The sequence below is a fragment of the Streptomyces eurythermus genome (genome assembly GCF_014649115.1).
Lineage (GTDB): Bacteria > Actinomycetota > Actinomycetes > Streptomycetales > Streptomycetaceae > Streptomyces > Streptomyces eurythermus.
Genome location: NZ_BMSK01000001.1, coordinates 137,695 through 162,614, shown reverse-complemented (window position 1 = coordinate 162,614; position 24,920 = coordinate 137,695). Strand labels below are relative to the sequence as shown.

The 24,920-nt window shown below is 74.0% G+C and carries 19 protein-coding genes; 7 read left to right on the top strand and 12 right to left on the bottom strand.

From position 1 onward, the window contains the following. The first annotated feature begins 84 nt into the window (after nt 1-84). Together IE251_RS41970 and IE251_RS00835 are read left to right on the top strand one after the other, a co-directional pair. Nucleotides 85-1,866 carry an NlpC/P60 family protein gene (locus tag IE251_RS41970; RefSeq protein WP_373301953.1) on the top strand — a complete coding sequence of 594 codons (1,782 nt, stop codon included), beginning with the start codon at nt 85-87 and terminating at the stop codon, nt 1,864-1,866. A gap of 28 nt (nt 1,867-1,894) precedes the next feature. Next, entirely contained in the window at nt 1,895-2,485 is a 591-nt protein-coding gene (locus IE251_RS00835; protein ID WP_189750967.1) for a P-loop nucleotide/nucleoside kinase family protein, read from the top strand. A gap of 51 nt (nt 2,486-2,536) precedes the next feature. Here the strand turns inward: IE251_RS00835 and IE251_RS00830 are convergent, their stop codons facing one another. Beyond that, nucleotides 2,537-2,890 (bottom strand): hypothetical protein, encoded by a 354-nt coding sequence (locus tag IE251_RS00830; protein ID WP_030789348.1) that lies wholly within the window; start codon nt 2,888-2,890, stop codon nt 2,537-2,539. Nucleotides 2,891-3,364: 474 nt separating this feature from the next. On the opposite strand from IE251_RS00830, the gene IE251_RS00825 reads away from it, so the two are divergent. Continuing rightward, nucleotides 3,365-4,423, top strand: coding sequence for a C40 family peptidase (locus IE251_RS00825; RefSeq protein WP_189750966.1), 1,059 nt, complete (start codon nt 3,365-3,367; stop codon nt 4,421-4,423). 28 nt (nt 4,424-4,451) lie between these two features. On the opposite strand, the gene IE251_RS00820 is transcribed toward IE251_RS00825, so the two are convergent. Both IE251_RS00820 and IE251_RS00815 read right to left on the bottom strand, forming a co-directional pair. Next, nucleotides 4,452-5,183 (bottom strand): LuxR C-terminal-related transcriptional regulator, encoded by a 732-nt coding sequence (locus IE251_RS00820; RefSeq protein ID WP_189750965.1) that lies wholly within the window; start codon nt 5,181-5,183, stop codon nt 4,452-4,454. Continuing rightward, nucleotides 5,180-6,469, bottom strand: coding sequence for an ATP-binding protein (locus tag IE251_RS00815; protein ID WP_189750964.1), 1,290 nt, complete (start codon nt 6,467-6,469; stop codon nt 5,180-5,182). Before IE251_RS00815 ends, IE251_RS00820 begins: the two co-directional genes overlap by 4 nt. A gap of 221 nt (nt 6,470-6,690) precedes the next feature. On the opposite strand from IE251_RS00815, the gene IE251_RS00810 reads away from it, so the two are divergent. Both IE251_RS00810 and IE251_RS00805 read left to right on the top strand, forming a co-directional pair. Further along, nucleotides 6,691-8,187: a PspC domain-containing protein gene (locus IE251_RS00810; protein WP_189750963.1), complete on the top strand. Its 1,497-nt coding sequence runs from the start codon at nt 6,691-6,693 to the stop codon at nt 8,185-8,187. Further along, complete coding sequence (locus IE251_RS00805) at nt 8,174-8,389, top strand: hypothetical protein (protein ID WP_189750962.1); 216 nt, start codon at nt 8,174-8,176, stop codon at nt 8,387-8,389. The genes IE251_RS00810 and IE251_RS00805 overlap by 14 nt, the downstream gene beginning before the upstream one ends. On the opposite strand, the gene IE251_RS00800 is transcribed toward IE251_RS00805, so the two are convergent. The 3 genes from IE251_RS00800 to IE251_RS00790 form a co-directional block, all read right to left on the bottom strand. Next, nucleotides 8,380-8,904: a DoxX family membrane protein gene (locus tag IE251_RS00800; protein WP_189750961.1), complete on the bottom strand. Its 525-nt coding sequence runs from the start codon at nt 8,902-8,904 to the stop codon at nt 8,380-8,382. The two genes, IE251_RS00805 and IE251_RS00800, sit on opposite strands and share 10 nt — an antisense overlap. 123 nt (nt 8,905-9,027) lie before the next feature. Continuing rightward, nucleotides 9,028-10,308 (bottom strand): hypothetical protein, encoded by a 1,281-nt coding sequence (locus IE251_RS00795; RefSeq protein ID WP_189750960.1) that lies wholly within the window; start codon nt 10,306-10,308, stop codon nt 9,028-9,030. A 235-nt stretch (nt 10,309-10,543) separates the two neighbouring features. After that, the gene (locus IE251_RS00790; RefSeq protein ID WP_189750959.1) at nt 10,544-11,338 is read right to left on the bottom strand and encodes a class II aldolase/adducin family protein; all 795 of its coding nucleotides are present in this window, start codon (nt 11,336-11,338) and stop codon (nt 10,544-10,546) included. A 139-nt stretch (nt 11,339-11,477) separates the two neighbouring features. Between IE251_RS00790 and IE251_RS00785 the strand changes: the two genes are divergently transcribed. Next, nucleotides 11,478-11,945: a pyridoxamine 5'-phosphate oxidase family protein gene (locus IE251_RS00785; RefSeq protein WP_189750958.1), complete on the top strand. Its 468-nt coding sequence runs from the start codon at nt 11,478-11,480 to the stop codon at nt 11,943-11,945. Between the two features lie 3 nt (nt 11,946-11,948). Here the strand turns inward: IE251_RS00785 and guaA are convergent, their stop codons facing one another. Further along, on the bottom strand, nt 11,949-13,529 hold the full coding sequence (gene guaA, locus IE251_RS00780; protein ID WP_189750957.1) for a glutamine-hydrolyzing GMP synthase: 1,581 nt from the start codon (nt 13,527-13,529) through the stop codon (nt 11,949-11,951). A gap of 283 nt (nt 13,530-13,812) precedes the next feature. Here guaA and IE251_RS00775 point away from each other — a divergent pair, with 283 nt between their 5' ends. Beyond that, entirely contained in the window at nt 13,813-14,070 is a 258-nt protein-coding gene (locus IE251_RS00775) for a chorismate mutase (protein ID WP_030794406.1), read from the top strand. A 515-nt stretch (nt 14,071-14,585) separates the two neighbouring features. On the opposite strand, the gene IE251_RS00770 is transcribed toward IE251_RS00775, so the two are convergent. The 5 genes from IE251_RS00770 to IE251_RS00750 all read right to left on the bottom strand — a co-directional run bounded on the left by IE251_RS00770 (nt 14,586) and on the right by IE251_RS00750 (nt 24,907). Beyond that, complete coding sequence (locus IE251_RS00770) at nt 14,586-16,364, bottom strand: GMC family oxidoreductase N-terminal domain-containing protein (protein ID WP_189750956.1); 1,779 nt, start codon at nt 16,362-16,364, stop codon at nt 14,586-14,588. Nucleotides 16,365-16,438: 74 nt separating this feature from the next. Then, the gene (locus IE251_RS00765; protein ID WP_189750955.1) at nt 16,439-18,052 is read right to left on the bottom strand and encodes a succinic semialdehyde dehydrogenase; all 1,614 of its coding nucleotides are present in this window, start codon (nt 18,050-18,052) and stop codon (nt 16,439-16,441) included. A gap of 248 nt (nt 18,053-18,300) precedes the next feature. Continuing rightward, nucleotides 18,301-19,998: a protein kinase domain-containing protein gene (locus IE251_RS00760; protein WP_189750954.1), complete on the bottom strand. Its 1,698-nt coding sequence runs from the start codon at nt 19,996-19,998 to the stop codon at nt 18,301-18,303. Nucleotides 19,999-20,119: 121 nt separating this feature from the next. Further along, nucleotides 20,120-21,739 (bottom strand): serine/threonine-protein kinase, encoded by a 1,620-nt coding sequence (locus IE251_RS00755; RefSeq protein ID WP_229896546.1) that lies wholly within the window; start codon nt 21,737-21,739, stop codon nt 20,120-20,122. Between the two features lie 210 nt (nt 21,740-21,949). Continuing rightward, a complete protein-coding gene (locus tag IE251_RS00750) occupies nt 21,950-24,907 on the bottom strand; it encodes a serine/threonine kinase C-terminal domain-containing protein (RefSeq protein WP_229896517.1) in 2,958 nt (985 codons plus the stop codon). Between the last annotated feature and the right edge of the window lie 13 nt (nt 24,908-24,920).

The window sequence follows — 24,920 nt, the reverse complement described above, 5'->3', positions numbered from 1 at the left end:
CGCCCGGGACGAAGCCGTGGGGCGCCCCGTGCCGGCACCCGCCCGAGCCCACCGGCAGGCGGCAGCACGGAAGGAGTGGCCCCCTTGGCGTCGCACCGCAAGCCGCGCCCCGGCGGCAGCCAGCCGACAGGCGTCCACACCCCCACCCTGGCCGCCGCCCTGACCTCCATGGCGGTGTTCTCCCAGCCCGCCGAGGCCGCCCTCGCGACCGGCCCGGGCATCCCGACACCGGAGGAGGTCGCCCGCAAGATCGACGACTTCTACCGCCAGGCGGAGACGGCACTGGAGGCCTCCACCGACGGTGGCGGCACCAGGGGGCGGTGGGGGCGCGGGGAGCAGCGGGGGGTGCGTGCGGCGCGGGACGGGCGCGGGGAGCGGGACGGGCGGAGCGAGGATGCGCGGGCGCGCGTCACCGACGGAGCCGGGCGTGGGGAGCGAGCGGCACGCGTGCCCGAGGGCAGTGGGGACGTTGAGCGGGCACGGCTTGCCGACGCGGTCGGGCCCGGGGAACGGGACGGGCGCGGGGAGGGAAGAGCACGCGGGGAACGGGAACGGGCCGACGGCAGTGGGCGGGCCGGGCGCGCCGACGCGGACGGGGGCGGGCCACGAGCCGGAAGCGCCGGACGGGGCGGGGAGGCCGGGTGGAAGGGGCGTCCGGAACCGGCCGGGTGGGCCGTGCCGGCCGAGCGTGCCGAGGCCCCACGTGCCGTGGAGGGCAGCCTTCGGCGGCTCCGTGACGAGGTCGCGCGGCGGGCCCGGCAGCGCCCTCTGCCCGGCGTCCGCGGCATGATCCCGGCTCAGCGCGGCACCGGGCAGTCCGGGCCGGGCATGAGCCAGGCCGGTCCCGGCACTCCACAGGCCGAGCCGGGCATCGGCCAGGCCGGGCCCGGCACGAGGCAGGCAGAGCGGCGCATGGACCAGACCGAGCGCCGTATCCGCCGCACGGGGCACAGCACGAGCCAAACGGAGCCGGGCGCCGATGAGACCCGGCACCGTACCGACCACGCCTGGCACGGGGTCAGCGACCCCACCGCACGTGGGACCAGCCACGCCAAGCGCGACACCGGCCAGGCCACGCTCGGGACCGGCAACGCCCCACTCGGCACCGGCAACGCCACGCTCGACACCGTCCAGGTCCCCCGCGACACCGCTCACGCCCCGCTCGGGACCGGCCAGGTCAGCCGCGGTACCGGCGAAGCCGAGCGCGCCGCCACGCCCGCCGGAAGCCCGGCGGCCCTCGCCCCGCCTCTCCGGGCCTCGGTACCCCGTCAAGCCACGCAGGCCCCGCCGGCCGCCCAGGAAGCCGTCGGCGTGGCAGTAGTACCGACGGGCAGCCGTCGGGAGCCCAGCGCACGTCGCCCGGTCACCACCGCCAGTCGGCCGGACACCCCCTTCGGCGGGCCGAAGGCCGCCAAGGTCGTCACCAGGGAAAAGCTCGCCCACGCGCGCGTGCTGCTGTCCCAGCGGATCGCCGCCCAGGCCCCCGGCACGCTCTCGGGAACGTACGCGACCAAGGCCGGCAAGGCCGTCGCCTTCGCCCGTGCCCAGCTCGGCAAACCGTGTGTGTGGGGCGCCGCCGGCCCCGGCTCCTACGACTGCGCCGGGCTCACCCAGGCCGCCTGGAAGTCCGCCGGCGTGACGCTCCCGCGCACGGCGCCCGGGCAGGCCGGCGTCGGCATCCCGGTACCGCCGGCCGAGGCTCGCCCCGGTGACCTGGTCTTCTTCCATGACGACGCCGGCCACGTAGGACTCTGCACGGGCGACGGCATGATGATCCACGCGCCGAGACCGGGTGCGTACGTCCGCGAGGAACCGGTCTCAGCCCTCGGCGAGGCGGCCGTCCACAGCGTGGTGCGGCCGGGCTGACGCCGACGCGGATCCGGCATCAGACGCCATGACGCTTCCCACAGCCCAGAACCGACCGGACGGGGCCTCACGCCGCGCCGACCCCGTGGCCGACAACGTCTTCGTGGTCGTGTCCGGCCTTCCCGCCAGCGGAAAGAGCACCCTCTCCCACCGCCTCGCCGATCGACTGGGATGGCCCGTCATCGACAAGGACGCGATCCTCGAAACCCTCTTCGACTCCCTCGGCGTCGGCGACCACGCATGGCGGAACCGGCTCAGCCGCGCCGGCGACGACATCCTCTTCACCGTCGCCGCCCGGGCCGGGCACGCCGTTCTCGACAACTGGTGGCACCACGACACCGCACCCGAACGCCTGCGTCAGCTCGACGCCCGCCTGATCGAGATCTTCTGCGACTGCGACCCGGCACTCGCCGCGGAGCGCTTCCTGCGACGCACCCGCCACCCGGGCCACCTCGACCCGCGGCTCACCCCCGGGCAAGTCGCGGAGCGCGTCGCCACCATCCGCGCCACCTACCCAGGCCCCCTGCGCCTGGGCGGCCCACTGCTGACCGTCGACACCAGCCGGCCCCTCGACATCCCCGCCCTCGTCAAAGACGTCCGCGGTCTCCTGGGCGCCTGAGCGACGCGCGGCTGCGCCCGATGCCGGAGCCGCGACGGGGCATACCGGGGATCAGGTCCAGAGGACGGCGATGAAGATGTTGGCCATGGTCAGCAGGCCGACCAGTCCGAAGACGCCCTTGTCGATCCGCTCCTCGTCGCGCTTCACGTAGACGAGGCCCAGGATCACGATCAGCAGGGCCAGCTTCACCCCGAGCTTGATGTTGTTGAGGTGGTGGTCGTCGGCCTGGTTGAGCCCGACCAGAACCACACCGGTGACCAGCATGGTGAGCGCGCCATGCAGCATCCCGGGCACGAACCGGGCCGTGCCCTGGCCCATCGCCTTCATCTGGGTGAGGAAACCGCCGAGCAGCGCGGCGATTCCGATGATGTGCAGGCCGACGAAGAGATGGATGAGTACGTCCATGAGCCGGAGCCTAACGAGCGCCCGCCCACCACCCGGCCACCGACCCCCGCCGCCACCTCCGCCCCACGAACGGCCCTGCGGACGGCTCGCCACCCGCCTCCTGCTCCCCCACCTCCCGAACTCCGCAGCGATCATGCATAAATCCGCCCCATAGCACCCCAACACCCCCGCCAGTAACCGTTTCCCCTCTTTGATCACCACGCTCCGCGAAGGCGACGACTCCGGAACAGCCAGGTGATCCCATACGGTCACACATCGGCCGACGGGAACCAGTTCCGCACACTGCGTTACCCACCCGTCACCATCCGTTTTAGCGTCCTCCCCCAGGTGACCGGCTCCCCATTGCCGCCCGCGGCAACCGGCCACCACCGCCGAGACAGGCCCGGCGGCGGCCACTCCCCCTGTACGGGCCGCCGCGGGGCGCGTACCGACCGCTCGGTGGTACGAGTCGTAGGAAGGACGTGACGGTTCCAGGTGGCAGCCCACCGCAAGCCCCCGCAACGCCCGCTCACCGGCCATACGGTCCGGACGGCCGCCACACTCGCCCTGGCGGGCGCGGCCGCCGCGACCTGCTTCGACGGCACGGGACACGCCGCGCCCCAGCCGACTCCGTCCCAGGTCAAGGCCAGGGTCGCGGCGTTGTACCGGGACGCCGAGGCCGCGACCGAGAAGTACGACGGGGCCAAGGAGGAGGCGGACGCGGCCCAGCGGCGGCTGAGCGCGCTGCAGGACGAGACCGCCCGCAGACAGCAGAGGCTGAACACGGTCCGGAACGCCCTGGGCTCGATCGCGGCGGCGCAGTACCGGGACGGCGCGATCGCCCCGGCCTGGCAACTGGCCCTGTCCAGCGACCCCGACCGGTACCTGGACGGTGCCGCCCTCGCCGAGCGGGCCGGCGACCGGCAGGCCGCCGCGGTGTCACAGGTCCGGCGGCAGTTGCGGGAGATCGAGCGGCTGCGCGGGGCCGCACGCGTCGAGGTGAAGTCGCTGCGGTCCCGGCAGGCCGAGCTGCGCCGGCACAAGAAGACCGTCACCGGCAAGCTGGACGAGGCCCGGCGGCTGCTCGCCCGGCTGTCTCCGCGCCAACGCGACGCGATCACCGGCGCCCCGGAGGAACGCGTCTCCCGGTCGGCCGCCGATCCGCGGGAGCCGCTGGAGCGGGCCGGATCCGTCCCGGCCCCCAGCGGGCGCGCGGCGATGGCCGTCGCCTACGCCTACGGCAAGCTCGGCAGCCCCTATGTGTGGGGTGCCACCGGCCCGAACGCCTTCGACTGCTCGGGCCTGGTCCAGGCCGCCTACCGCGCCGCCGGTCTCTCCCTGCCGCGCACCTCCTACGCCCAGATCGACGCGGGCCGGCGGATCTCCCGCTCGGAGCTGCGCCCGGGCGACCTGGTGTTCTTCTACCCGGGCATCAGCCACGTCGGCATCTACGTGGGCGGCGGCCGGATGATCCACGCCCCCAACCCGTCGGCTCCGGTCCGCTTGGACCCGATCGGCCAGATGCCGTTCGCGGGGGCGACCAGGGTGGCCTGAGGGACGGGGACGGGCGGGCCCGTAGGGGTCAGACCAGCCGGCGCGCGGTCGCCCAGCGGGTCAGCTCGTGCCGGTTGGACAGCTGGAGCTTGCGCAGGACCGCCGAGACATGGGACTCGACCGTTTTCACCGAGATGAACAGCTGCTTGGCGATCTCCTTGTAGGCGTAGCCCCGGGCGATCAGGCGCAGCACCTCGCGTTCCCGCTGGGTGAGGCGGTCCAGGTCCTCGTCCACGGGCGGGGCGTCGGTGGAGGCGAAGGCGTCCAGCACGAACCCGGCCAGCCGCGGGGAGAAGACGGCGTCGCCCTCCTGGACGCGGAAGATCGAGTCGATCAGGTCGGCACCGGTGATGGTCTTGGTGACATAGCCGCGGGCGCCGCCGCGGATCACCCCGATCACGTCCTCGGCGGCGTCCGACACGGACAGCGCGAGGAAGCGGACGGGCCGCTCGGCGTCGGCCGTCAGCGCCGCGCACCGGCGCAGCACCTCGACTCCGCCGCCGCCCGGGAGGTGCACGTCGAGGAGGACCACCTCGGGCCGGGTGGCGGTGATGACCGCGACCGCCTGGTCGACGTCCGCCGCCTCGCCGACCACCTCGACGCCGGTCTCGGCGGTCTGGCCGATCTCGGCCTGGACGCCGGTGCGGAACATCCGGTGGTCGTCCACGAGCACCACCCGCACATGCCGCCCGTCCGCGCCGGCACCTGTCCGGCCCTCCGCCGCCCCCACCGTGCCGTTCGCCTCGGTCGCGTCGCTCATGACGTCTTCTCCGCCCTCTCCATCTCCAGCTCGACCTCGGTGCCGCCGTCGGGCACCGCCCGCAGCCGGGCCGTGCCGCCGTGGCGCTCCATGCGGCCGATGATCGATTCTCTGACACCCATGCGGTCGGCGGGTATCGCGTCGAGGTCGAAGCCGGGACCGCGGTCCCGCACGGACACGAAGACCGATTTCCCCTCGACTTCGGCGTAGACCTGTACGGCACCGCCCTCGCCACCGTACTTGGCGGCGTTCACCATGGCCTCGCGCGCGGCCTGCATCTGTGCTGCGGTCCTCTCGTCCAGCGGGCAGTCGCCGACGATGACGACCTCGATGGGCACGCCGTGCTTGTCCTCCACCTCCGCGGCGTTGCGCCGCACCGCCTCGGCGACCGTGTCCGGCTCGTCGTCCTCGTCCTTGCCGGTGCCCTCCGGCTTGTACAGCCAGGTGCGCAGGTCGCGTTCCTGGGCGCGGGCGAGGCGGCGCACCTCGCCCGCGTTCTCGGCGTTGCGCTGGATCAGGGTGAGGGTGTGCAGCACGGAGTCGTGGACGTGGGCGGCCACCTCGGCGCGCTCCTGGGCGCGGATGCGCATCAGGCGTTCCTCGGAGAGGTCCTGGGTCATGCGGACCAGGTAGGGACCGGCGAGCAGGGTGATGCCGACGAGGACGGCGAGCGCGGCCTGCAGGACCGCGCCCAGGTGAGCGGTCGATCCCTGGAGGACGAAGACGGCCGTGACCCCGGCCGTCACGAGCAGGACGCCACCGGCCGCGCGCAGCAGGGAGAGGGTGCGGCGCCGCCGGCCTGCCTCGACCCAGCGGGCCCGGCGGGCGTTGTCCGCCTGGCGCCACACGAGGGCGACACCGGCCGCGACGAGCACGGCGGGCACCAGATACGCCTTGGTCGCGCTGCCGAGGTTGACGCTGCGCACGAAGATCATGGAGACGATGACCATGAGGAGCAGGGCGGCGATCTGCCCCCGGTCCGGTCTGCGGGCCTTCAGTCTGCGCCGGCCGTCCGGTGTGGTCTCCGCTCCCACCGGCGAGGGCTTCTGGTCGCCGACGCCGCCGATGCCGAGCGGGACGAAGAACCAGAACGCGGCGTAGAGCAGCGCTCCGAGACCGTCGGCCATGAGCAGGCCGGCGAAGACGAGCCGCACCCAGACGACGGGCAGCCCGAGATGCCCGGCGAGCCCTCGCGCCACTCCGCCGAGCCAGCGTCCGTCGCTGCTGCGGTAGAGCTTGCGCGGGGGCCGCGGGTCGTCGAGTGGCAGGCTTGCGGCTTCCGGCATGCCAACGATGGTCACACGGGCGGCGGGGCGGAGCATCAGGGTCGGCCCCGGAGACACCCCTGATCTTCCGTCGGGACCGGTCCGGGTGGGCGGCCCCTGCGGTGTCGCCCGGCGGTCCGCGCCGCTCGAACGCTTCCCCGCCCCGCCTCAGGGACGATTTCAGGGTTGGCCCAGGGTCGTCCCGACTGCCGCCGGGGCGGCCGGGCGGTCACCATGGACGCATGACCGATCACGAGCACGCCGCGACGGGTCCGGGACCCGGCCCCGGCCCGCGCCCGGCCCCGGGCACCGGGCCGACGGATGCCGCGCCCGCCGCGACGGGAGAGAGCGGAGCGGCCGGCCCCGGCTCCCCCGCCCACCCCGGCTTCCGCCCCCGTTCCCACGGCGGCGCCCCTTCCCCCGCGCAGGAGCCGGAGCCGCGGGAGAGCCCCCGGCTTCCCGAGCGGTTCCGGCGCGACCGCGGGCACAAGATGATCGCGGGCGTGTGCGCGGGTCTGGGGCGGCAGACCGACATGGACCCGGTGATCTTCCGGATCACGCTGGCCGTGCTGTCCGCGACGGGCGGCCTGGGCCTCATCTTCTACGGCTTCGCCTGGCTGCTGGTGCCATACGAGGACGAGGAGGAGAACGAGGTCCGCAAGCTGTTCACGGGCCGGGTCGACGGCCAGGCGCTGGCCGCGGTCCTGTTCGCGCTGGTCGGCTGCGGGATCTTCCTGACGATGCTGAGAAACGGCGGGGTGCTGGCGTTCGCCACGGTGCTCTCGCTGCTGCTCGCGGGCGCGGGGTACTGGTCGAGACGCCGTGGTGCCACCGATCACGATCCGCTGGCGGCGCAGGCCGCCGCCGACGCGCCGCCGGAGGCCCAGGCGCCGCCGGTCGTCACCTTCTACCCCTCCTGGTGGCGTGACCCGATCGTCAAGGACGGCACCCATGTCGGCGGCACCGGCTATCTGTGGGGTCCCGGCGACGCCCGCGGACGGGACCTCACCTCGGTCCTGGACGTCGGCATCGCCACCCCCTGGACACACCCCGGGGCGATACCCCCGCCGGCGGCCGAGCCCCCGAGACCGCGCGGCCCGCGCTGGATCGGCGGCTGGGTGTTCCTGCTCGCCCTGCTGGCGGGCGGCCTGGGCACCTGGTCCGGCTGGCACACGCACCCGCTCGGCACCGATCTGCAGACCGGTCTGGCCTGCGCGCTGGCGGTGTTCGGACTGGGCATGGCACTCAGCGCGTTCCTGGGCCGGACGGGAGCCGGGACGGTGTTCTGGGCGCTGGTCACGGCGGCCCTGCTCGCCGGGGCGGCGGCGCTGCCCCGGGACATCACCACGGACTGGAAGGAGGCGACCTGGAAGCCGGCCGCGGTGGCCCAGGTGCGGTCCGAGTACGACCTCGGCACGGGGCGGGGCACGCTGGACCTGACCCGGGTGCACCCGGCCCCCGGGCAGACGGTCGCCACGGACGCCCGGGTGGGCGCGGGAAACCTGAAGGTGATCGTGCCGGCGGATGTGACCGTGCGGATGGACCTGGACGTGGGGGTGGGCGACATCCGGTTGCCCGGGGACCGTGGAGAGGACGTGGACGTGCGGCCCGGCAGGCATCGGAACGTGACGCTGGCACCGGCCAAGGGCACGGCCGGAGCGTCCCGGACGCCGGGGACGCTGGATCTCACGCTCGGCGTAGGAATGGGACAGGTGGAGGTCAGCCGTGCTGCGTCATGAGTTTCAGCCCGGGAGGCTGGTCGCCGGGCTCTTCCTGACCGCCACCGCCGTGGTCTACGCGGGGGACGCGGGCGGCCTGTGGGACACCCCGTGGTTCCTGGTGGTTCCGCTGGTGGTGGGCGGCCTGTGTCTGGCCGGCGCCACGGCCCTGCTGACCCGGGCGATACGCGGGCGGGGCGGCGCCGAGGAGGGTCAGCGGTAGCCGCCGGGCCACCGCCGGGCCCGCCAGGCCGCGTCCACGGAGAAGTAGGGCGCGCCGGCGAGGATCAGGGGGAGCCAGGCCATGAGGTAGGCGAGGTCGTTGCCGTAGTAGTAGGGGGTGGTGGCCCAGCTCACCGTCAGCCAGAGGCTGAGCGAGATCAGCGCGCCGCCGAGCGCGGCGAGGCGGCCGAGGAGACCGAGCAGGGTGGCGATGCCGACGGCCAGCTCACCGAGCGCGATGGCGTAGCCGAAGCCGACCGGGCTCTTCAGGGCCAGGTCGATCAGGGCGGGGATCGCGGCGGAACCGCGGGCGGCGCGCATGGTGTCACCGATCGAGCCGGCGCCGGCGGAGTGCATGAAGGCACTGTCGGTGAGCTTGTCCAGGCCGGCGTAGACGAAGGTGGCACCCAGGAAGAGGCGCAGCGGCAGCAGGGCGTAGTGGGTGGCGGTGTCCCGAAGGCCGCGGGGCTCGTTCAGCCGGGGAATGCGCGTATCCGTCCGCATGCCTTGAGTCATCGCTACAAGCCGCCTTTCACCCGCAGTGCCCCCTGATGTGACGATACGTATGACGAAGGGAGCCCGTTCAATCCTGTCCTAGATGATTTTCCGGATTTCGGCCCTCCGCGGCGAACCCGCCCCTCACTCCGTCACCTGGAGCGGGTACCGGTTCGTCGTCACCCCGGCCGCCGTCACCACCTGGACGTCCACCGCTCCGGGCTCCACGTCCGCGGGTACGGGCACGGTCAGGGTGGTGTCCGTGGGATTGCGGAAGCCTCCGGTGACGGGGATCAGGGGGACGTGGACGTCGACGGCGCCGATGCGGACGACCGTCCGGGAGAGCCGGTCGGCGCTCTGGGCGCCGGGCGGGACGAAGCCGCTGCCCCGGATCTCGATGTCGTCGCCGGTGCGGACCGGGCCGTCGAGGTCGCCGGGCTCCCGGGCGCGAACCACCGAGTGGATCACCGGCCGGCCGCCCTCGGCGTACTTGCCGGCCAGGTAGGTCGCCGCCGAGATCAGGACGACCACGCCCAGGCCCCAGGGCAGGTCGGGCAGCCGGTCAGGGCGGCGGGCCAGCCGTACGGCGGCGAACAGCAGGGCGACGGCGGTGACGGCGAGGTACTGGATGTCGGTGAAGGCGCCCCGGCCGGAGTCGTCGGTGAGCAGGTCGGCGGCGCGCGGCCGGTGGGCCGGCACCTTCTGCAGCCGCTGGGTGTGGAGGCGCGAGGCCACGACCCGGCGGACCAGGACGGCGACGGCGCACACGACGGCGAGGACGGTCACCGCGCCCGCGCCGTGTGCCAGAGCGAGGCCGTCGATCAGCGCGTCGCGTTCGGCGGGGCCGGAGGCGGCGGCCAGGCGGAGGGACAGCAGCAGGACGGCATAGCCGAGGAACAGCACCCAGCAGGCGGCGACGGTACGGGAGGTGGAGATGCGATTGTCCTCGCCGATCAGCGGAGCGAGCGCTCCGCCGTGCGCCCGGTGGAGAAGGCAGGCGGCGGTCAGCGCCCCGGCGACGGCGAGCGCGGCGAGCAGGGCCGCGGTGCGGGCACCGGTCCAGCCCGCGCCGGTCGCGGTGAGCGCCTCGGCGAGCAGCAGCGCGGTGACGGCACCCCACACCGCGCACACCGTGCGCAGCCACAGCCCGGCGAGCCGGACCGCGCCCTCGGCGCGGCCCTGTCCGGCGACGGCCTCGGCGCGCTGGGTGAGTTCCTCGGACACCCACTGGCGGGACGCCGAGGCCGAGTGGGCCACGGCCGCCGGCAGCCCCCGTCCGGCGGCCAGTTCGTCGCGCCGGCGCAGGAACGCGGCGACGGCGCGCCGGTGTCCCTCCCGGGCGCCGTACGGGCAGTCCCCGCAGGCGCAGCCGCCCTCGTGGGTGCCCCCGGCACCCGTGTCCGTCCCCGCCTCCCGCACCGCCACGTCCGACGCCCGCCTTCCCCACGCCCTGCCGACCCCGCCGGCCTCTCCGACGTCACCCGCGGCGCACCGAGCACACAGGGCACACGAGGTACACACGTCGGTTCGGCAACTCCCTTGTGACGACAGCGAATTGTGCCGTACGAGGGGGCCTGCGAGGGGGCCGGTCCGGGTCAGTGCGGGTGAACCCGGGAACGCCGTGTTGACCCGGCCCCGGGAATCCCGCTCCGCGGACGGCTCAGCCGAGCAGGTCCGGTTCGGCGCGGCTGATGTCCTGCCACAGCGGCTGGTAGTTGATCCAGGCCACCAGGTCGCCGCCGAGCTGTTCGCGGGTGGTGACGGCCGCCTTGTGGTCGATGAGCACCGGCCGGCCCGCCGCCCTGGCCGTCAGCTGCACCTGGCAGCACCGCTCCAGGGACAGGAACCACCAGGCGGCGGCGTCCACCGAGTCGCCGACGGTGAGCAGCCCGTGGTTGCGCAGCACCAGTGCCTTGCGGGAGCCCAGCGCGGCGGCGATCCGGCGGCCCCCCTCGGCGTCGACGGTGACGCCGGTGTAGGCGTCGTAGAGGGCGAGGTCCTCGTAGAAGGCGCAGCTCTCCTGGGTGATGGGGTCGATCAGGTCGCCGAGGGCGGCGAGGGCTCGGCCGTACACGGAGTGGCAGTGGGCGACGGCGACCACGTCGGGGCGGGCGGCGTGCACCTGGGCGTGCACGGTGAACGCGGCCTGGTTGACGTGGTAGCGGCCCTCGATCACCTGTCCGTCCTGGTTGGCGAGGACCAGATCACCGACGGTGACGTGCTTGAAGGGCATGCCGAACGGGTTGACCCAGAAGCAGTCGGTGTACTCCGGGTCGCGGGCCGTGATGTGTCCGGACACCCCGTCCTCGAACCCCGCCCGTCCGAAGATCCGCAGGGCGCCCGCGAGCCGCTCCTTGCGGTGTCTGCGTTCGTCCTCGGCGGACTCGTGCACGGGCGGCATGGCGAAGTGCAACCGGTCGGTGGGCAGCGGCAGGGGCGGGGTGGGCCCGTGCATGGATCCTCCAGCGGGGGGCTTGCGGTACGGCCGGAAGGTACCGCCGGCCGGTGCAAAAGGGCAGAGGCGTCCGGTGAAGATGACGTGCGCGACGAATACCCGACAGAAGATGTCGGGATGGGGCGGCAGGCTGGCGCGTATGAACTGGACAGCCTTCCGTACCGCCGTGCCCGAGCTGGCGGCGATCACCGAGGAGCGCTTCGGCGCGTACCGGCATCACGTCCTCGCGACCCTCCGCAGGGACGGCTCGCCCCGCACCTCCGGTCTGGAGGTCAGGTTCCTGGGCGGGGAGCTGTGGCTCGGCATGATGCCGCGTTCCCTGAAGGCCCTGGATCTGCTCCGCGACCCGCGCTTCACCCTCCAGGCCAACCCCGGCGACGGCACGGACCTGGGCGGCGGCGACGTCCGGATCAGCGGGCGGGCGTTCGAGGCCGGGGAGGGCGCGGCCAAGGCCGCCTATGTGAAAGAGGTGGAACCGCCGCAGCCGTTCCACCTCTTCCGCACCGAGCTGACGGAGGTCGTCCGCACCTACGTCGAGGACGACAGGTATCTGGTCGTCCAGGTCTGGCAGCCCGGTGAGCCCTTGCGCACGCTCAAGCGCGCCTAGGGCCTACTCCCACTCGATCGTCCCCGGCGGCTTGCTCGTCACGTCGAGGACGACCCGGTTGACGTCCCGGACCTCGTTGGTGATCCGGGTCGAGATACGGGCCAGGACGTCGTAGGGCAGCCGGGACCAGTCGGCGGTCATGGCGTCCTCGGAGGAGACCGGGCGCAGCACGATCGGGTGACCGTAGGTGCGGCCGTCGCCCTGGACGCCCACGCTGCGGACGTCGGCGAGCAGGACCACCGGGCACTGCCAGATGTCGCGGTCCAGGCCGGCCGCGCTCAGCTCCTCGCGGGCGATCGCGTCGGCCTCGCGCAGCAGGTCCAGCCGCTCCTTGGTGACCTCGCCGACGATCCGGATGCCGAGGCCGGGGCCGGGGAAGGGCTGGCGCTGGACGATCTCCTCCGGCAGGCCCAGCTCCTTGCCGACCATGCGGACCTCGTCCTTGAACAGCTTGCGCAGCGGCTCGATCAGCTTGAACTCGAGGTCCTCGGGCAGGCCGCCGACGTTGTGGTGCGACTTGATGTTCGCGGTGCCGGTGCCGCCGCCGGACTCCACCACGTCCGGGTAGAGGGTGCCCTGGACCAGGAACTCCACGGCCGGGCCCTCGTCGGCGATGATCTCGGCCTGCGCCTGCTCGAAGACGCGGATGAACTCCCGGCCGATGATCTTGCGCTTCTCCTCGGGGTCGGTCACCCCGGCGAGCGCCTTCAGGAAGCGCTCCTCGGCGTCGACGACCTTCAGCTGGACGCCGGTGGCCGCGACGAAGTCCTTCTCGACCTGCTCGGTCTCGCCCTTGCGCATCAGGCCGTGATCGACGTAGACGCAGGTCAGCTGGGAGCCGATGGCCTTCTGCACGAGGGCCGCGGCGACGGCGGAGTCCACCCCGCCGGACAGGCCGCAGATCGCGCGCTTGTCGCCGACCAGCTCGCGGATGGCCTGGACCTGCTCCTCGATGACGTTGCCGGTGGTCCAGTCCGGCTTCAGCCCGGCACCGCGGTAGAGGAAGTGCTCCAGCACCTGCTGGCCGTGCGTGGAGTGCATGACCTCGGGGTGGTACTGGACGCCGTAGAGCTTCTTGTCGTCGTTCTCGAACGCGGCGACCGGGACGACGTCCGTGGACGCGGTGACCGTGAAGCCCTCCGGGGCGGCGGAGCAGGCGTCACCGTGGGACATCCACACGTGCTGCTCCTCCGGGGTGCCCTCGAAGAGGGTGGAGGACGCCCTGGAGACGTGCAGGTCGGTGCGGCCGTACTCGCGGGCGCCGGTGTTGTCGACGGTGCCGCCGAGGACCTGCGCCATCAGCTGGAAGCCGTAGCACATGCCGAAGACGGGGACGCCGGACTCGAAGATCTCGCGGTCGAGGCGGGGCGCGCCCTCCTCGTACACCGACGAGGGACCGCCGGAGAGGATGATCGCCGCGGGCTTCTTGGCGAGCATCTCGCTGACCGGCATGGTGCTCGGCACGATCTCGCTGTAGACCCGCGCCTCGCGGACGCGACGGGCGATGAGCTGGGCGTACTGCGCGCCGAAGTCGACGACCAGGACGGTGTCGGGGGTGGCGGCAGACTGGGTCGCTGATGACACGGGGTGCCTTCTGGTGGTCGGGCGGGGGTCTGTGCTTCCGATTCTAACGGGGTGGCCGCCGGACCTCCGAGACAAGCCGCCGTGGCATACTGACCGCATGCGCAAGCACTCGACCTTCGTCTTTACCTATGGCACCCGGCCCGCCGGCTGCCATGGTCGTGCTGCTTGAGCCAACCGCCAAGCGACTTCCCAGGCGCCCCGGGCCGACAAGGCCCGGGGCGCCTGTCGTGTAACCGGGTTCTGTCGTCCCAGGGCTTCCCTCATCCCCTTCGAGGAGCACCGGATGACCACCACCACCCCAGAAGCGGCCATCGCCGACGCCCGTGAGCGCATCGACGCGCTCGACGACCGGATCATCGGCCTGATCCAGGAGCGGATGGCCGTCTCCGCCGTCGTCCAGCAGACCCGGATCGCCTCCGGCGGGCGGCGGGTGCACCTGTCCCGCGAGATGGAGATCCTCGCCCGCTACCGGGACGCCCTCGGCAAGCCCGGCACCGGCCTCGCCATGACCCTGCTGGAGCTGTGCCGGGGCCGCGTCTGAGTTCGGTCCCGCTCTCACCCGTACGGCACCGTGACCGGCCCGCGTGCCGCTTCGTTGAGGGGGTGTGTCCGTGCCAGCCAGGGGCGGGCGACAGAACCACGCGTGGCTCACCGGAGCGATGAGGCGTACGGGTCGTGCCGTACGCCGTGGGACCTCGCTCCGCGACATGACCGGACGGCAGGGGACAGCAGCCCGGTCAACCAAGAGAACGGCCGGCTCCGGGGACGCCCGGGGCCGGCCGGCGGAAAAACCGCAGACAGTACGTGGCGCGGCGCCGGTCCCGGGCATCGGCGCCGATCCGAGCAAGGGCCCCGCGGCCCCTCCGTCCCGCGGGGCCCTTCGCCCTGCCCGGCCCCCACCCGCCCCTCACCCGTAGGGTGTGACTGAGATCACACGTCGAATGCGGTCCCGGCGAGCAACCCTTCCGGCTCTCGGCTGATCAAACCTGCCGGATCAAGAAGCGGTGGCCGGGACCTGCTTTCGGAGGGGGATGCAGGTCCCGTCCCTCGTTGCGGTCACTTCTTCGGCGGCACCGCCGGTATCCCCAGGAACGGCAGCCGCAGCGCGCCGAACGCGTCCGCCGGGACCACCGGCGCCTTGGGCTCCACCGGCGCCAGCCGCTCGTACGCCGCTCCCTGCGCCGGACGCGGATCCTCCTCGCCCTTGTTCGGCCAGAACGACATCGCCCGCTCCGCCTGCGCGGTGATCGTCAGCGACGGGTTGACGCCCAGGTTCGCCGAGACCGCGGCGCCGTCCACGACCGAGATGCCCGGGTGGCCGTAGAGCCGGTGGTAGGGGTCGATCACGCCGGTCTCCGGGGAGTCGCCGATGGGGCAGCCGCCGAGGAAGTGCGCGGTGAGCGGGGTGCCCATCAGCTCGCCGATGTTGCTGCCGGCGAAGCCGTTGATCTCGGCGGCGAGCGCGGAGGCCGCCTCGGTCGCGGCCCTGATCTGCTTGGGGTTGGGCGCGCCGTGCCCCTGCCGGGCGGTGAGCAGGCCCCTGCCGGGCCCGGCGGGTTTCAGGTACGTGGTCAGCGAGTTGTCCAGGGACTGCATGACCAGGCCGATGATGGTCCGCTCCGACCAGCGCCGGTTGGACAGCGAGCGGGCGACCTGGACCGGGTGCCGGGCCGCGTTCGCCAGCCAGGCCAGCACGCGCGAGGACCCTTCCGTGTACGGCACCTGGAGGATGGACAGGCTGCCCATCGCGTTGGAGCCCTTGCCGTAGCGGACCGGCTCGATGTGGGTGTTCTCGTCAGGGTGGATCGAGGAGGTGATGGCGACGCCCCGGGTGAAGTCGGCCCTCGGCGCGCCGGTCGCCCGGCGGTAGCGGCGGTCGTCGGTCTGCGCGCCCACCAGCGCCTCGGAGTTGGTGCGGGTCAGGTCGCCGAGCCGGGGGGACAGGTACGGCAGCCGGCGGCTCGCCTTCATGCGGTGCAGCAGGGTCTGGGTGCCGTAGGTGCCGGCCGCGAGGACGACCCTGCGGGCGGTGAGGATCCGGCCGTCGGCCTTCCGCTTCCGGTCCGTGGGCAGGGTCGCGACCGCGTAGCCGCCGCGCGAGTCGTCGGTGACGGACACGACCGTGGTCATGGGGTGGACGACCGCGCCCGCCTTCTCGGCGAGATGGAGGTAGTTCTCGTTGAGGGTGTTCTTCGCGCCGTGCCGGCAGCCGGTCATGCACTCGCCGCACTCGGTGCAGGCCCGCCGGTCGGGTCCGGCCCCGCCGAAGTACGGGTCGGCCACCCGCTCGCCGGGCCGGGCCCTCGTCGTGCCGTCGGCGTCCTGGCCGTCCCCGAAGAACACGCCCACCGGGGCGAGATGGAAGGTGTCGCCGACGCCCATCCGCCCGGCCGCCGCCTTCAGATGGACGTCGGAGGGGGTCATGGTGGGGTTGAGCCGCACCCCGAGCATGCGCCGGGCCTGGTCGTAGTACGGCTTCAACTCCTCCTGCCAGTCGGTGATGTGCCGCCACTGGGGGTCGTCGAAGAACGCCTTCGGCGGTATGTAGAGGGTGTTGGCGTAGTTGAGCGAGCCGCCGCCGACGCCCGCGCCGGCCAGCACCATGACGTTGCCCAGCAGGTGGATGCGCTGGATGCCGTACATGCCGAGCCGGGGCGCCCAGAGGTAGTTCCTCAGGTCCCAGGAGTTCTTCGGGAGAGTGGCGGGGGTGAAGCGGCGGCCCGCTTCCAGTACGCCGACTTTGTAGCCCTTTTCCGTCAGGCGCAGGGCGGACACCGAGCCGCCGAAGCCGGAGCCGACGATGATGACGTCGTAATCGTAGGCGTCCTGGGGCACGTGTTCTCCTCGTTGAGTGGTGCGTGCGGGCCGTCTGTGGTGTCGCGCGCGGTTCCCCGCGCCCCTGACGTCGGTTACCTGAACCGGAAGGCCTTCATCAGACGCAGGCTCGTGCTCATGAACCGGGCGTACGCCTCGTCGTCCATGCCCAGCGAGGGCGCCATCGGCAGCAGCCGCTGCTGGGCGACGGTCTGGGCCTCGGTGTACTTGAGGATGCCCTCGGAGCCGTGGCGGCGGCCGAGGCCGGAGTCCTTCATGCCGCCCATCGGGGACTGGGCGCTGCCGTAGGCGGGCGCGTAGCCCTCGTTGACGTTGACGGTGCCGGTGCGCAGGCGGGCGGCGATGTCCCGGCCGCGGCGGGCGTTCGTCGTCCACACGGACGCGTTCAGGCCGTACGGCGTGGCGTTGGCGCGCTCCACCGCCTCGTCGTCGCTCCGGAAGCGGTAGACGGAGACGACCGGGCCGAAGGTCTCCTCCTCGCAGACGGCCATGGCGGGCTCGACGCCGTCGAGGATGGTGGGCTCGAAGAAGTACGGGCCGATGTCGGGGCGGGCCACACCGCCCGCGATCACCTCGGCGCCCTTGGCGACGGCCTCCTCGACGTGCCGCTGGACGGTCTTCAGCTGGCGTTCGCCGACCAGCGAGCCCATGTCGGCGCCGTAGGCGAGGAAGTTGCCGAGCCGCATGGCCCTGGTGCGGGCGGCGAACCGGTCCAGGAAGGCGTCGGCGACGGACTCGTGGACGTAGAGCCGCTCGATGGAGATGCACAGCTGGCCGGCGGAGGAGAAGCAGGCCCGGACGGCGCCGGCGGCGGCCTTCTCGATGTCGGCGTCGTCCAGCACCAGCATGGCGTTCTTGCCGCCGAGTTCGAGGGAGACGCCGACCAGGCGGGAGGCGGCGCCCACGGCGACCTCGCGGCCGGTGCGGGTGGAGCCGGTGAAGGAGACGTAGTCGGCGTGCCTGACCAGCTCGGGGCCGACGACCGGGCCCTCGCCGAGGACGACCTGGAAGACGCCGTCGGGCAGCCCGGCCTCGATCAGCAGGTCCCGCGCCCACAGTGCGGTGAGGCAGGTCTCCGTGTCCGGCTTCATCACCACGGCGTTGCCCGCGACGAAGGCGGGCAGGGCGTCGCCGACGGACAGCTCCAGCGGGTAGTTCCAGGGGGCGATCTGGCCCACCACCCCGCGCGGATGGCGCAGTTCGGTGACCTTCGTCAGGACCGGGACGGCGCCCGTGTGCCGCTTGGGCCGCAGATAGGCGGCGGCGCGGCGGCCGTAGTGCCGGGCGGCGACGGCGACGGCCTGCACCTCCTCGTGCGCGTGCAGGCGGGCCTTGCCGGTCTCCAGCTGGATCAGGTCCAGGACCTCGGCCTGCCGCTCCAGCACCAGGTCGTGGAAGCGCAGCAGCACGGCGGCGCGCTGCCGTACCGGGGTCGCCGCCCACACGGTCTGCGCGGCGCGGGCCGCCGCGAAGGCGTCCCGGACGTCGTCCGGGGTGGACTCGGGCAGGTCGGCCAGCTTCTCACCGGTGAAGGGGGCGTGACTGGCGGTGCGGCCGGAGCCTGTGACGCCCTTGGTGAGCCGGGCCAGCAGCTGCGGGGTGACCACGTCGGCGGCGGTACGGGCGCCGTCGGGAGCGGGCGCGAGCGGGTTGGTACCGGCGATGTCCGGGGCCTGCGTGTCCGTCATGACGCGCAGGGTATGCCGCGGCACGGCCTTTGTGTACCCGTCGGTAACGCGGATTCACCGACCGCTCACATCCTGCCAGTGATCACTGGCAGGAAATGCGCTGATCAGGGCGTTGAGGGGGGACGATCAGCCGGCTGCGGGTTTTTTCGCCGGCGCCGGGGTGAGGAGGACCCGAGGGTACGGCGGCGGGGAGGGACGACCGCGCCCCGCGCCGCCGTCGGAACGGGGCAGCCCTCGTACGTCGGCCCTCATCCGCCGGCCGAGAAGGTGTCCACGGCCACGTCGAAGTACTCCCGTGCCTCGCGGACCTTGCCGACCGGCGCCGACACCCACACGTCGTACAGCCTGCCGTTCTCCTCCCAGCACAGGTCGTAGGTGTGGCGCGGGCCCTCCGCCGGGCTGAAGCCGTTCCAGGTGAACTCCCAGAAGGCGGCCCGGTGTCCGGCGTGCGTGGTGGAGGTGACCCGGCCGTCGTGGTAACCGGGGTTGTTCTCGGGTCCGGCGGCGGCGGACCGCTCCAGCACGCCCCGGGGGCCGCCGGGCTGCGGGCCGGTGACCTTGACGCCGAGGCGGAAGGTCTGTCCCGGCGAGAGGTAGTAGACGCGTTCGCCGCGCGGGCTGCGGACGAAGTCCTCCGGGACGGCGAGGGAGAAACCGGCCGGGTCGTGGGCCGTGCGGTAACCGGAGGGCGCGGTGTGCGCGCCGGTGCCGGGCGGGCTGGTACGCCCCGGTGAGGGAGTGGCCGCCGTCGGGGCGGGTGCCGTACCCGTGGTGCCGGTGCCGGTCGCCGGGGTGGTGGCCGTGCCGCCCGGGGTGCCGCCGCCTGTGTCCCCCCTCTGGTGGAGCAGCAGCGTGGCGGCCGACACGCCGGCCCCGGCCAGCGCGGCGACGAGCAGCGCCGCCACCAGCACCCCGCGCGGGGCCGGGCGCGCCGGGGGCGGCTGGGCCGTCGCGTGGGCGGGGCCGAGCGGCGGCGGCCCGTGGGGCAGGTCCGGCCGGGTCGGCGAGTAGGCCACCGGCGACTTGTGGGTGCGGCCGCCGCCGATCCGGTGCAGGCGCCCGACGCCGTGCGCCCCCGCCGGGCCGTGGCCGCCCGGCGCGGCCGGGGTCCGGCCGGTCTCCAGGTACGTCCGCAGCATCCACTCGGCGTCCGCCGCGCCCAGCCGCCGGTCGGGATCGCGCTCCAGCAGCCCCAGGACGACGGGCAGCAACGGCCCGGCCTGGGCCGGCGGGCGGATCTCGGCGGAGACGACGGCGTGCAGGATGCCGCCCAGCGAGTCGCGCCGGAACGGCGATTCGCCGCTGAGCGCCGTGCACAGCAGCGCGCCCAGCGACCACAGGTCGGACTCCGGCCCGGTGCGCAGCCCGGACATCCGCTCCGGCGCGGTGTATTCGGGCGAGCCCACGAAGGAGCCGGTCTCGGTGAGCGTGGTGGCGCCCTCGACCTGGGCGATGCCGAAGTCGGTGAGTACGACCCGGTCGGTGCCGGACTCGATGAGGACGTTCGCGGGCTTGATGTCCCGGTGCAGCACGCCCGCCTCGTGCGCGGTGTGCACCGCGCTCAGCAGGGCGATGCCGATCCGCGCGGCCTCGGCGGCGTCGACCGGGCCGTCCCGGGCGATCCGTTCGGCGAGTGACGGTCCGTCGACCAGTTCCATCACGAGGTACGGCCGGCCGTCGTGCTCCACCACGTCGTGCACGACGATGATGTGCGGATGCCGTAACTGGCAGACCGCGCGGGCCTCCCGGAACGTACGGTCGCGGCGGCGGCGCGCGTCGTCGCCCGGGAGCGAGTCGTCCGGAAGGAACTCCTTGACCGCCACCTGACGGCCCAGCACCTCGTCGCTCGCCCGCCACACGACGCCCATGCCGCCGCGCCCGACGCGTTCCTCCAGGCGGTAACGGCCCGCGATCAGCCGGAAGCCGCCGGCTCCCTCGGTCCCCATGCGCCCCATCATGCCGCAGCGGGCGCCCGTGTCCTCGAAATCCGGTCGCGGTCCGGGGGCATGCGGATCACCGGTCGGACAGCCGTTCCCGGCGCGGACGGCGCAGTCCGGGGCGCCGGGTTCAGCGCGGCTCCTGCCAGCCCTGGAGCACCGCCTTGAACTGCTTGCTGGTCCGGTCCCAGTCCGCGGCGGGCGAGGATATGTAGATCACGTACTCGGTGCCGTCGCGCGAGATGTACGTCTCCTCCGCGGCGCGCCGCGGCCCCGGGAAGGCGCTGTCCTTCGCCAGCGCGTTCCAGGTGTACTCCCAGACGGAGCCGCCGAGGTCGCGGTAGACGTTCTTCTCCAGCCGGACCCGCTGGTAGCCGGCCAGCCGCCGGGAGAGCTGGCCGTCCAGGTCGAGCTGGTGGGAGTAGGCGTCCTTGAAGTCGGGCGAGGTGTCGATGGCGATGCGGACGAAGTGCTCGCCGCCGTCGGGCGTGTAGTCGACCTGCCGGAGGTCGCCGGGCACCCCGACGACCCTGCGCGACCAGCCCTCGGGCAGATAGAGGCCGAAGCCCCACTCGTCGTCGTAGCGGCGCCAGGAGGCCGGGATCGTGCCGTCGGTGCCGGGCGTGGCGCTGCCGCTCGCGGAGCTGGACGACGTGGCCGGGCCTCCGTTCGGCCCGCCGCCGTCCCCGGTGGTGCTCCACTTCTGCACGGCCACCGCGGCGCCGGCGCCGAGCACGGCCGCGAGGGCGACGACGAGCGCGAGGGTGCGCAGCCGGCGGCGGGGCCGGGCCGGGACCGGGATGCCGACCGGGCCGGACGGTACGGGCGCCACGGCCGTCGGACCGGTGACGGCACCGGTCGCGCCCATGGCTCCGGGAAGGGTGCCGCCTGTCGGGTAACCGGCCGGATGACGGCCCGGATCGGCCGCCCCGGGGGTGTGCCCGCCCGCGCCCCGGGCCGGCGGGAACTCCCGCGCGTCCCGCGCGGTGCGCGGCGTGCGCCCCTCCGCCGCCTCGGCGAGCATCCGCTCCGCCTCCTCGACGCCGGGCCGCCCGGCCGGGTCCTTGCACAGCAGGGCGGCGATGACCGGAGCGAGCGGACCGGCGTGGCGCGGCTCGTCCGTGTCCTCCTCGACGATCGCCTGCATGGTGCTCAGCGGCGACGTCCGCCGGAACGGCGAGCGGCCCTCGACCGCCGTGTACAGCGTGGCGCCGAGCGCCCACAGGTCGGAGGCCGGGCCGGGGTCGTGCCCGCGCACCCGCTCGGGGGCCAGGTAGTCGACGGAGCCGACGACTTCGCCAGTGCGGGTGATGGTGGAGTCGCCCTCTATCTGGGCGATGCCGAAGTCCGTCAGCAGCACCCGGCGGTCCTTGCCGAGCAGGACGTTGCCGGGTTTGACGTCCCGGTGCAGCACACCGGCGGCGTGCGCGGCGCGCAGCGCCCGCAGCACCCACAGCCCTATCCAGGCGGCCTCCGCCGGCTCCACGCGGCCCCGCTCCCTGACCACGTCGGCCAGCGAGTCGCCCTCGACCAGCTCCATCACGATCCACGGCCGGCCGTCGTGTTCGAGGACGTCGTGCACGGTGACGACGGCGGAGTGGTTGATGCGCGCGGCGGCCCGCGCCTCGGCACGGGTCCGGGCGAGCAGCACGGCCCGGTCGCCGTCGGAGGCGTAGAGCGCGGCGGTCAGCTCCTTGACGGCGACCATCCGGTGCAGCACCTCGTCGTGGGCGCGCCACACCCGGCCCATGCCGCCGCTGCCGATGGAATCGGCGAGCCGGTAGCGGCCTGCTACGAGCAGGCCCTGCTTCTGATTCACGTTGCCCCGCAATGCTCTTGACAGGGCCAGACTAAGGACCGGCCTCCCCCCAGGGAACCAGCGGGGTGCACCGGTGACCGCACTGTGACGATGGTCGTTTTCGCGCGAGAGGGGCAACCGCGGTCCCTGGGTACGCGCAGCTCAACCCGTGTAGCGATACGTCGCCACGGCCTGCTCGTACAGCCGGGTCACCTGGTCCCGCTCGGCTTCCGGGCCGCGTACCTGCACGATGTGGTAGCGGCCGTTGAGCAGCAGCGCCATGTTCCGCACGTACCGGTCCCGCCCCTGTCCGTCGGTCCAGGTGAACTGCCCCTCGGCCATGGTCCGTCCGCCCACCTCGGTGGTCCGCAGACCGCTCGCCGTGGACCAGCTGGAGTCGCGGTACGGCTGGAGTTCCCGCTCCTTGTCCCGCTGGTAGGCCATCGGGTCGCTGCCGTAGGCGGACGCCCCGTCCCGGCCCGGTACGACGATCAGCTCGAAGTCCCCGTGGGCGTAGACCACCTGGCCGCTGCCGTTCCTGGGGCTGCGGTCCCAGCCCTCGGCGACGGCGACCCGGAAACCGTCGGGGTCCTTGCGCAGGGTGAACCCGTCGGGCACGGCGGGGTCCCCGCCGGTCTGGGTCTCGGTCGCGGGCGCGGAGGTGCCCTCGTCCGGGGTGCTCTGCCCGGCGGAGGGCTGCCGGGTCTGCGCGGGCAGCGGACCGGTCCGCCCGGCGCTGCCGGTACGGTCCCCGCCGGTGTCCTGCTTGGGCATGAAGAACATCGCGTAGGCGATCCCGCCCGCCAGCAGGAGCAGTATCAGCAGGAGCAGCGTCCGGCCGAGGCTGCGCGGCGAACGGGCACCCTCGGGGGCCCGCTTGTGCCGGCCGTGCGGGCCGGCCACGACCGCGCCGGAACGACGGCGGCGGCGTACCAGTTCGCCCCGGCGCCGCACGATCGGCAGCCGGCTCGGGTCGGCGGGCGGCACGGGGACCACCCGGGTACCGGCCTCCGGCTCCGGCGCGGACCGCACCAGGGAGCGCAGCCAGCCGCTCAGTTCCTCCATGTCCGGCCGCTCGGTGGGGTCCTGACGCAGCAGCGACTCCACGACCGGGCGCAGCGGTCCGCACTCCTCGGCGAAGGCGGGCGGCTCGGCGCACACCAGCTGCACCAGCTCGGCCGTGGACTCCTCCGGGTACGGCGCGTGTCCCTGTACGGCACGGAACAGCAGCGCGCCCAGCGCCCACAGGTCGGTGGCGGGGCCGATGGGCGCGGCCAGCTGCCAGTTCTCGTGCACGGGCCCGGCCTGCTCCGGCGCCCACCGCTCGGTCACCGGCCCCACCACGGCCATCCGCACCTGCCGCGCCCGCTCGGCGGCAAGCGCACTGCGGGGACCCCGGCGTACGGCACCGGGGGCGTCCCAACCGGGGGCGGGGGCCGCGTCCGAGGGCCGGCCGGGGTCGTAACGGCGGACGGGAGCGAGTCCGGACCCCGAGGGACCGTACGGCTCGGAGGGGCGGCCGGGAGCGGGCCCGGACTCCGAAGGACCGTAGGGACCGGCACGGTGACCGGAACCGGCGCCGGAATCCGAGGGGCCGTAGGGGCCGGAGCGGTGGCCCGGAGCAAGGCCGGGCCCGGAGTCCGGGGGGCCGTAGGGGTCGAAGGGGCGGCCGGAGCCGGACGCGGACGTGCCGGGGCCGGTCGCGGCCGGAGACGTGGGGCCGGGTGCCGGCAGCCCTGCGGCGTTGGCGGGATCCGGCGCCGTAGGGCCGGATGGTGAAGGCAGCCCGCCGGGGCCGTCGGCCGGCGGGCGCTGCCTGTCGCGTGCCTGGGGCGGGACACGGCCGGGTTGCGGCTGCGCCGGGGGCAGGCCCGGTCGCCGGGTGCCGCCGTCCAGGGCCTGGGGCGTACCGCTGTCCTGGGAGGTGCCGCCGGACCCGGGGCGCGGCGCGGCACCGTGCCAGGGGGCGCCGCGCACACCGTACGGGTCGGCTATGCGGCCGGGCGGCACCGCGCTGCCCGGCTCCGAGGGGTACGACGGCTCTGCCGGGTCGTCGGTCCGGCCGGAGCCGGCGGCCGCGTCGGCCGGCGGGCGGGCGCCGGGCAGGGCGGGGCGCCGGCTGTGCTCCGCCTCGTGCACCCGGGCGGCGGCCCGGGCGCCCGCGCGGTAGGCGGCGATGGCCCCGGCCCGCGCGGCCCGGACGTCGGAACCGGCCTCCAGAGCGGGCTGCCCGGCCGCGCCGGAGCCCCCGTCCCCGCCGGGCGCGGGCAGCGCTCCGGCGGCCCGGGCCTGGATGGCGGCCCGCCGCGCGGCCTCGGGATCGACGTCCGCCACACCCCCCGCGGCACCACCGGAACCGCCGGCCTCGAATGAACTGCCAGGTCCACCGGATCCGGCGAGGCCCCCGGCATCCTCCGCGTCCGCCTCCGCCCAGCCCGCGTACCCCGCCGGGCCGGTGCCGGGGGCCTCCCCCGTGCCCCCGCCGCCCGCCGGGTCCTCGGTGGCAGGCACCGGGTCGTACCCGCAGAGCGCCTCCTCCGCCGCGCCCGCCGCGAGACCGCTCAGCACCACCCGGCCGTCGTCACAGACCAGAACCGTGCGGACGGTGATGTTGCGGTGCACCCAGCCATGGGCGTGCAGCACCCGCAGGGCCATGAGCACGTCGGAGGCGACCTCGGCCGCCCGGTACGGCGTCAGCGGCCGCTCGGTGAGAAGCGCGGCCAGCGGACGCGCGGCCACCAGTTCGCTGACGATCCACAGGGACCCGCCCTCGGCGAACACGTCGAAGACCTGGTCCAGGCGCGGGTGGTCGGGGACGCGGGCCGCGGCCTGCGCGGCCTCGACGGCGCGCCGTACCGCAGGGTCGGCGGGCTGCCGGGTGGCGCCCCTGGTCTCCGACGGGCGACGGGACGGGCGCTCCCGTGCGGTGAACCCCTCGGGCAGCCCCTCGGCGTCGAGCACCTCGGCCTCGACGACCTCCGGCAACGGCACCTGCCGGACGAGGACTTCCTGGCCGCTGTAGGTGTCGAAGGCGCGGCTCTCGGTGAACTCGTACGCGTCGGAGGGCGGCAACGGCAGGCGGTAGCGGTCGGCGAGCACCCGACCCGCATAGTCGTCCACTGTGCCTCCCTCG

Coding starts and splice junctions, on each gene's coding strand:
- IE251_RS00830 (WP_030789348.1), bottom strand. CDS start 2,890: ATGGACGTACTCATCCATCTCTTCGTCGGCCTGCACATCATCGGAATC.
- IE251_RS00785 (WP_189750958.1), top strand. CDS start 11,478: ATGAACTGGACAGCCTTCCGTACCGCCGTGCCCGAGCTGGCGGCGATC.
- IE251_RS00815 (WP_189750964.1), bottom strand. CDS start 6,469: ATGCCGGAAGCCGCAAGCCTGCCACTCGACGACCCGCGGCCCCCGCGC.
- IE251_RS00835 (WP_189750967.1), top strand. CDS start 1,895: ATGACGCTTCCCACAGCCCAGAACCGACCGGACGGGGCCTCACGCCGC.
- IE251_RS00755 (WP_229896546.1), bottom strand. CDS start 21,739: ATGGGCCGGGTGTGGCGCGCCCACGACGAGGTGCTGCACCGGATGGTC.
- IE251_RS00765 (WP_189750955.1), bottom strand. CDS start 18,052: ATGACGGACACGCAGGCCCCGGACATCGCCGGTACCAACCCGCTCGCG.
- IE251_RS00800 (WP_189750961.1), bottom strand. CDS start 8,904: ATGACTCAAGGCATGCGGACGGATACGCGCATTCCCCGGCTGAACGAG.
- IE251_RS00820 (WP_189750965.1), bottom strand. CDS start 5,183: ATGAGCGACGCGACCGAGGCGAACGGCACGGTGGGGGCGGCGGAGGGC.
- IE251_RS00810 (WP_189750963.1), top strand. CDS start 6,691: ATGACCGATCACGAGCACGCCGCGACGGGTCCGGGACCCGGCCCCGGC.
- IE251_RS00790 (WP_189750959.1), bottom strand. CDS start 11,338: ATGCACGGGCCCACCCCGCCCCTGCCGCTGCCCACCGACCGGTTGCAC.
- IE251_RS00775 (WP_030794406.1), top strand. CDS start 13,813: ATGACCACCACCACCCCAGAAGCGGCCATCGCCGACGCCCGTGAGCGC.
- IE251_RS00760 (WP_189750954.1), bottom strand. CDS start 19,998: ATGGGGACCGAGGGAGCCGGCGGCTTCCGGCTGATCGCGGGCCGTTAC.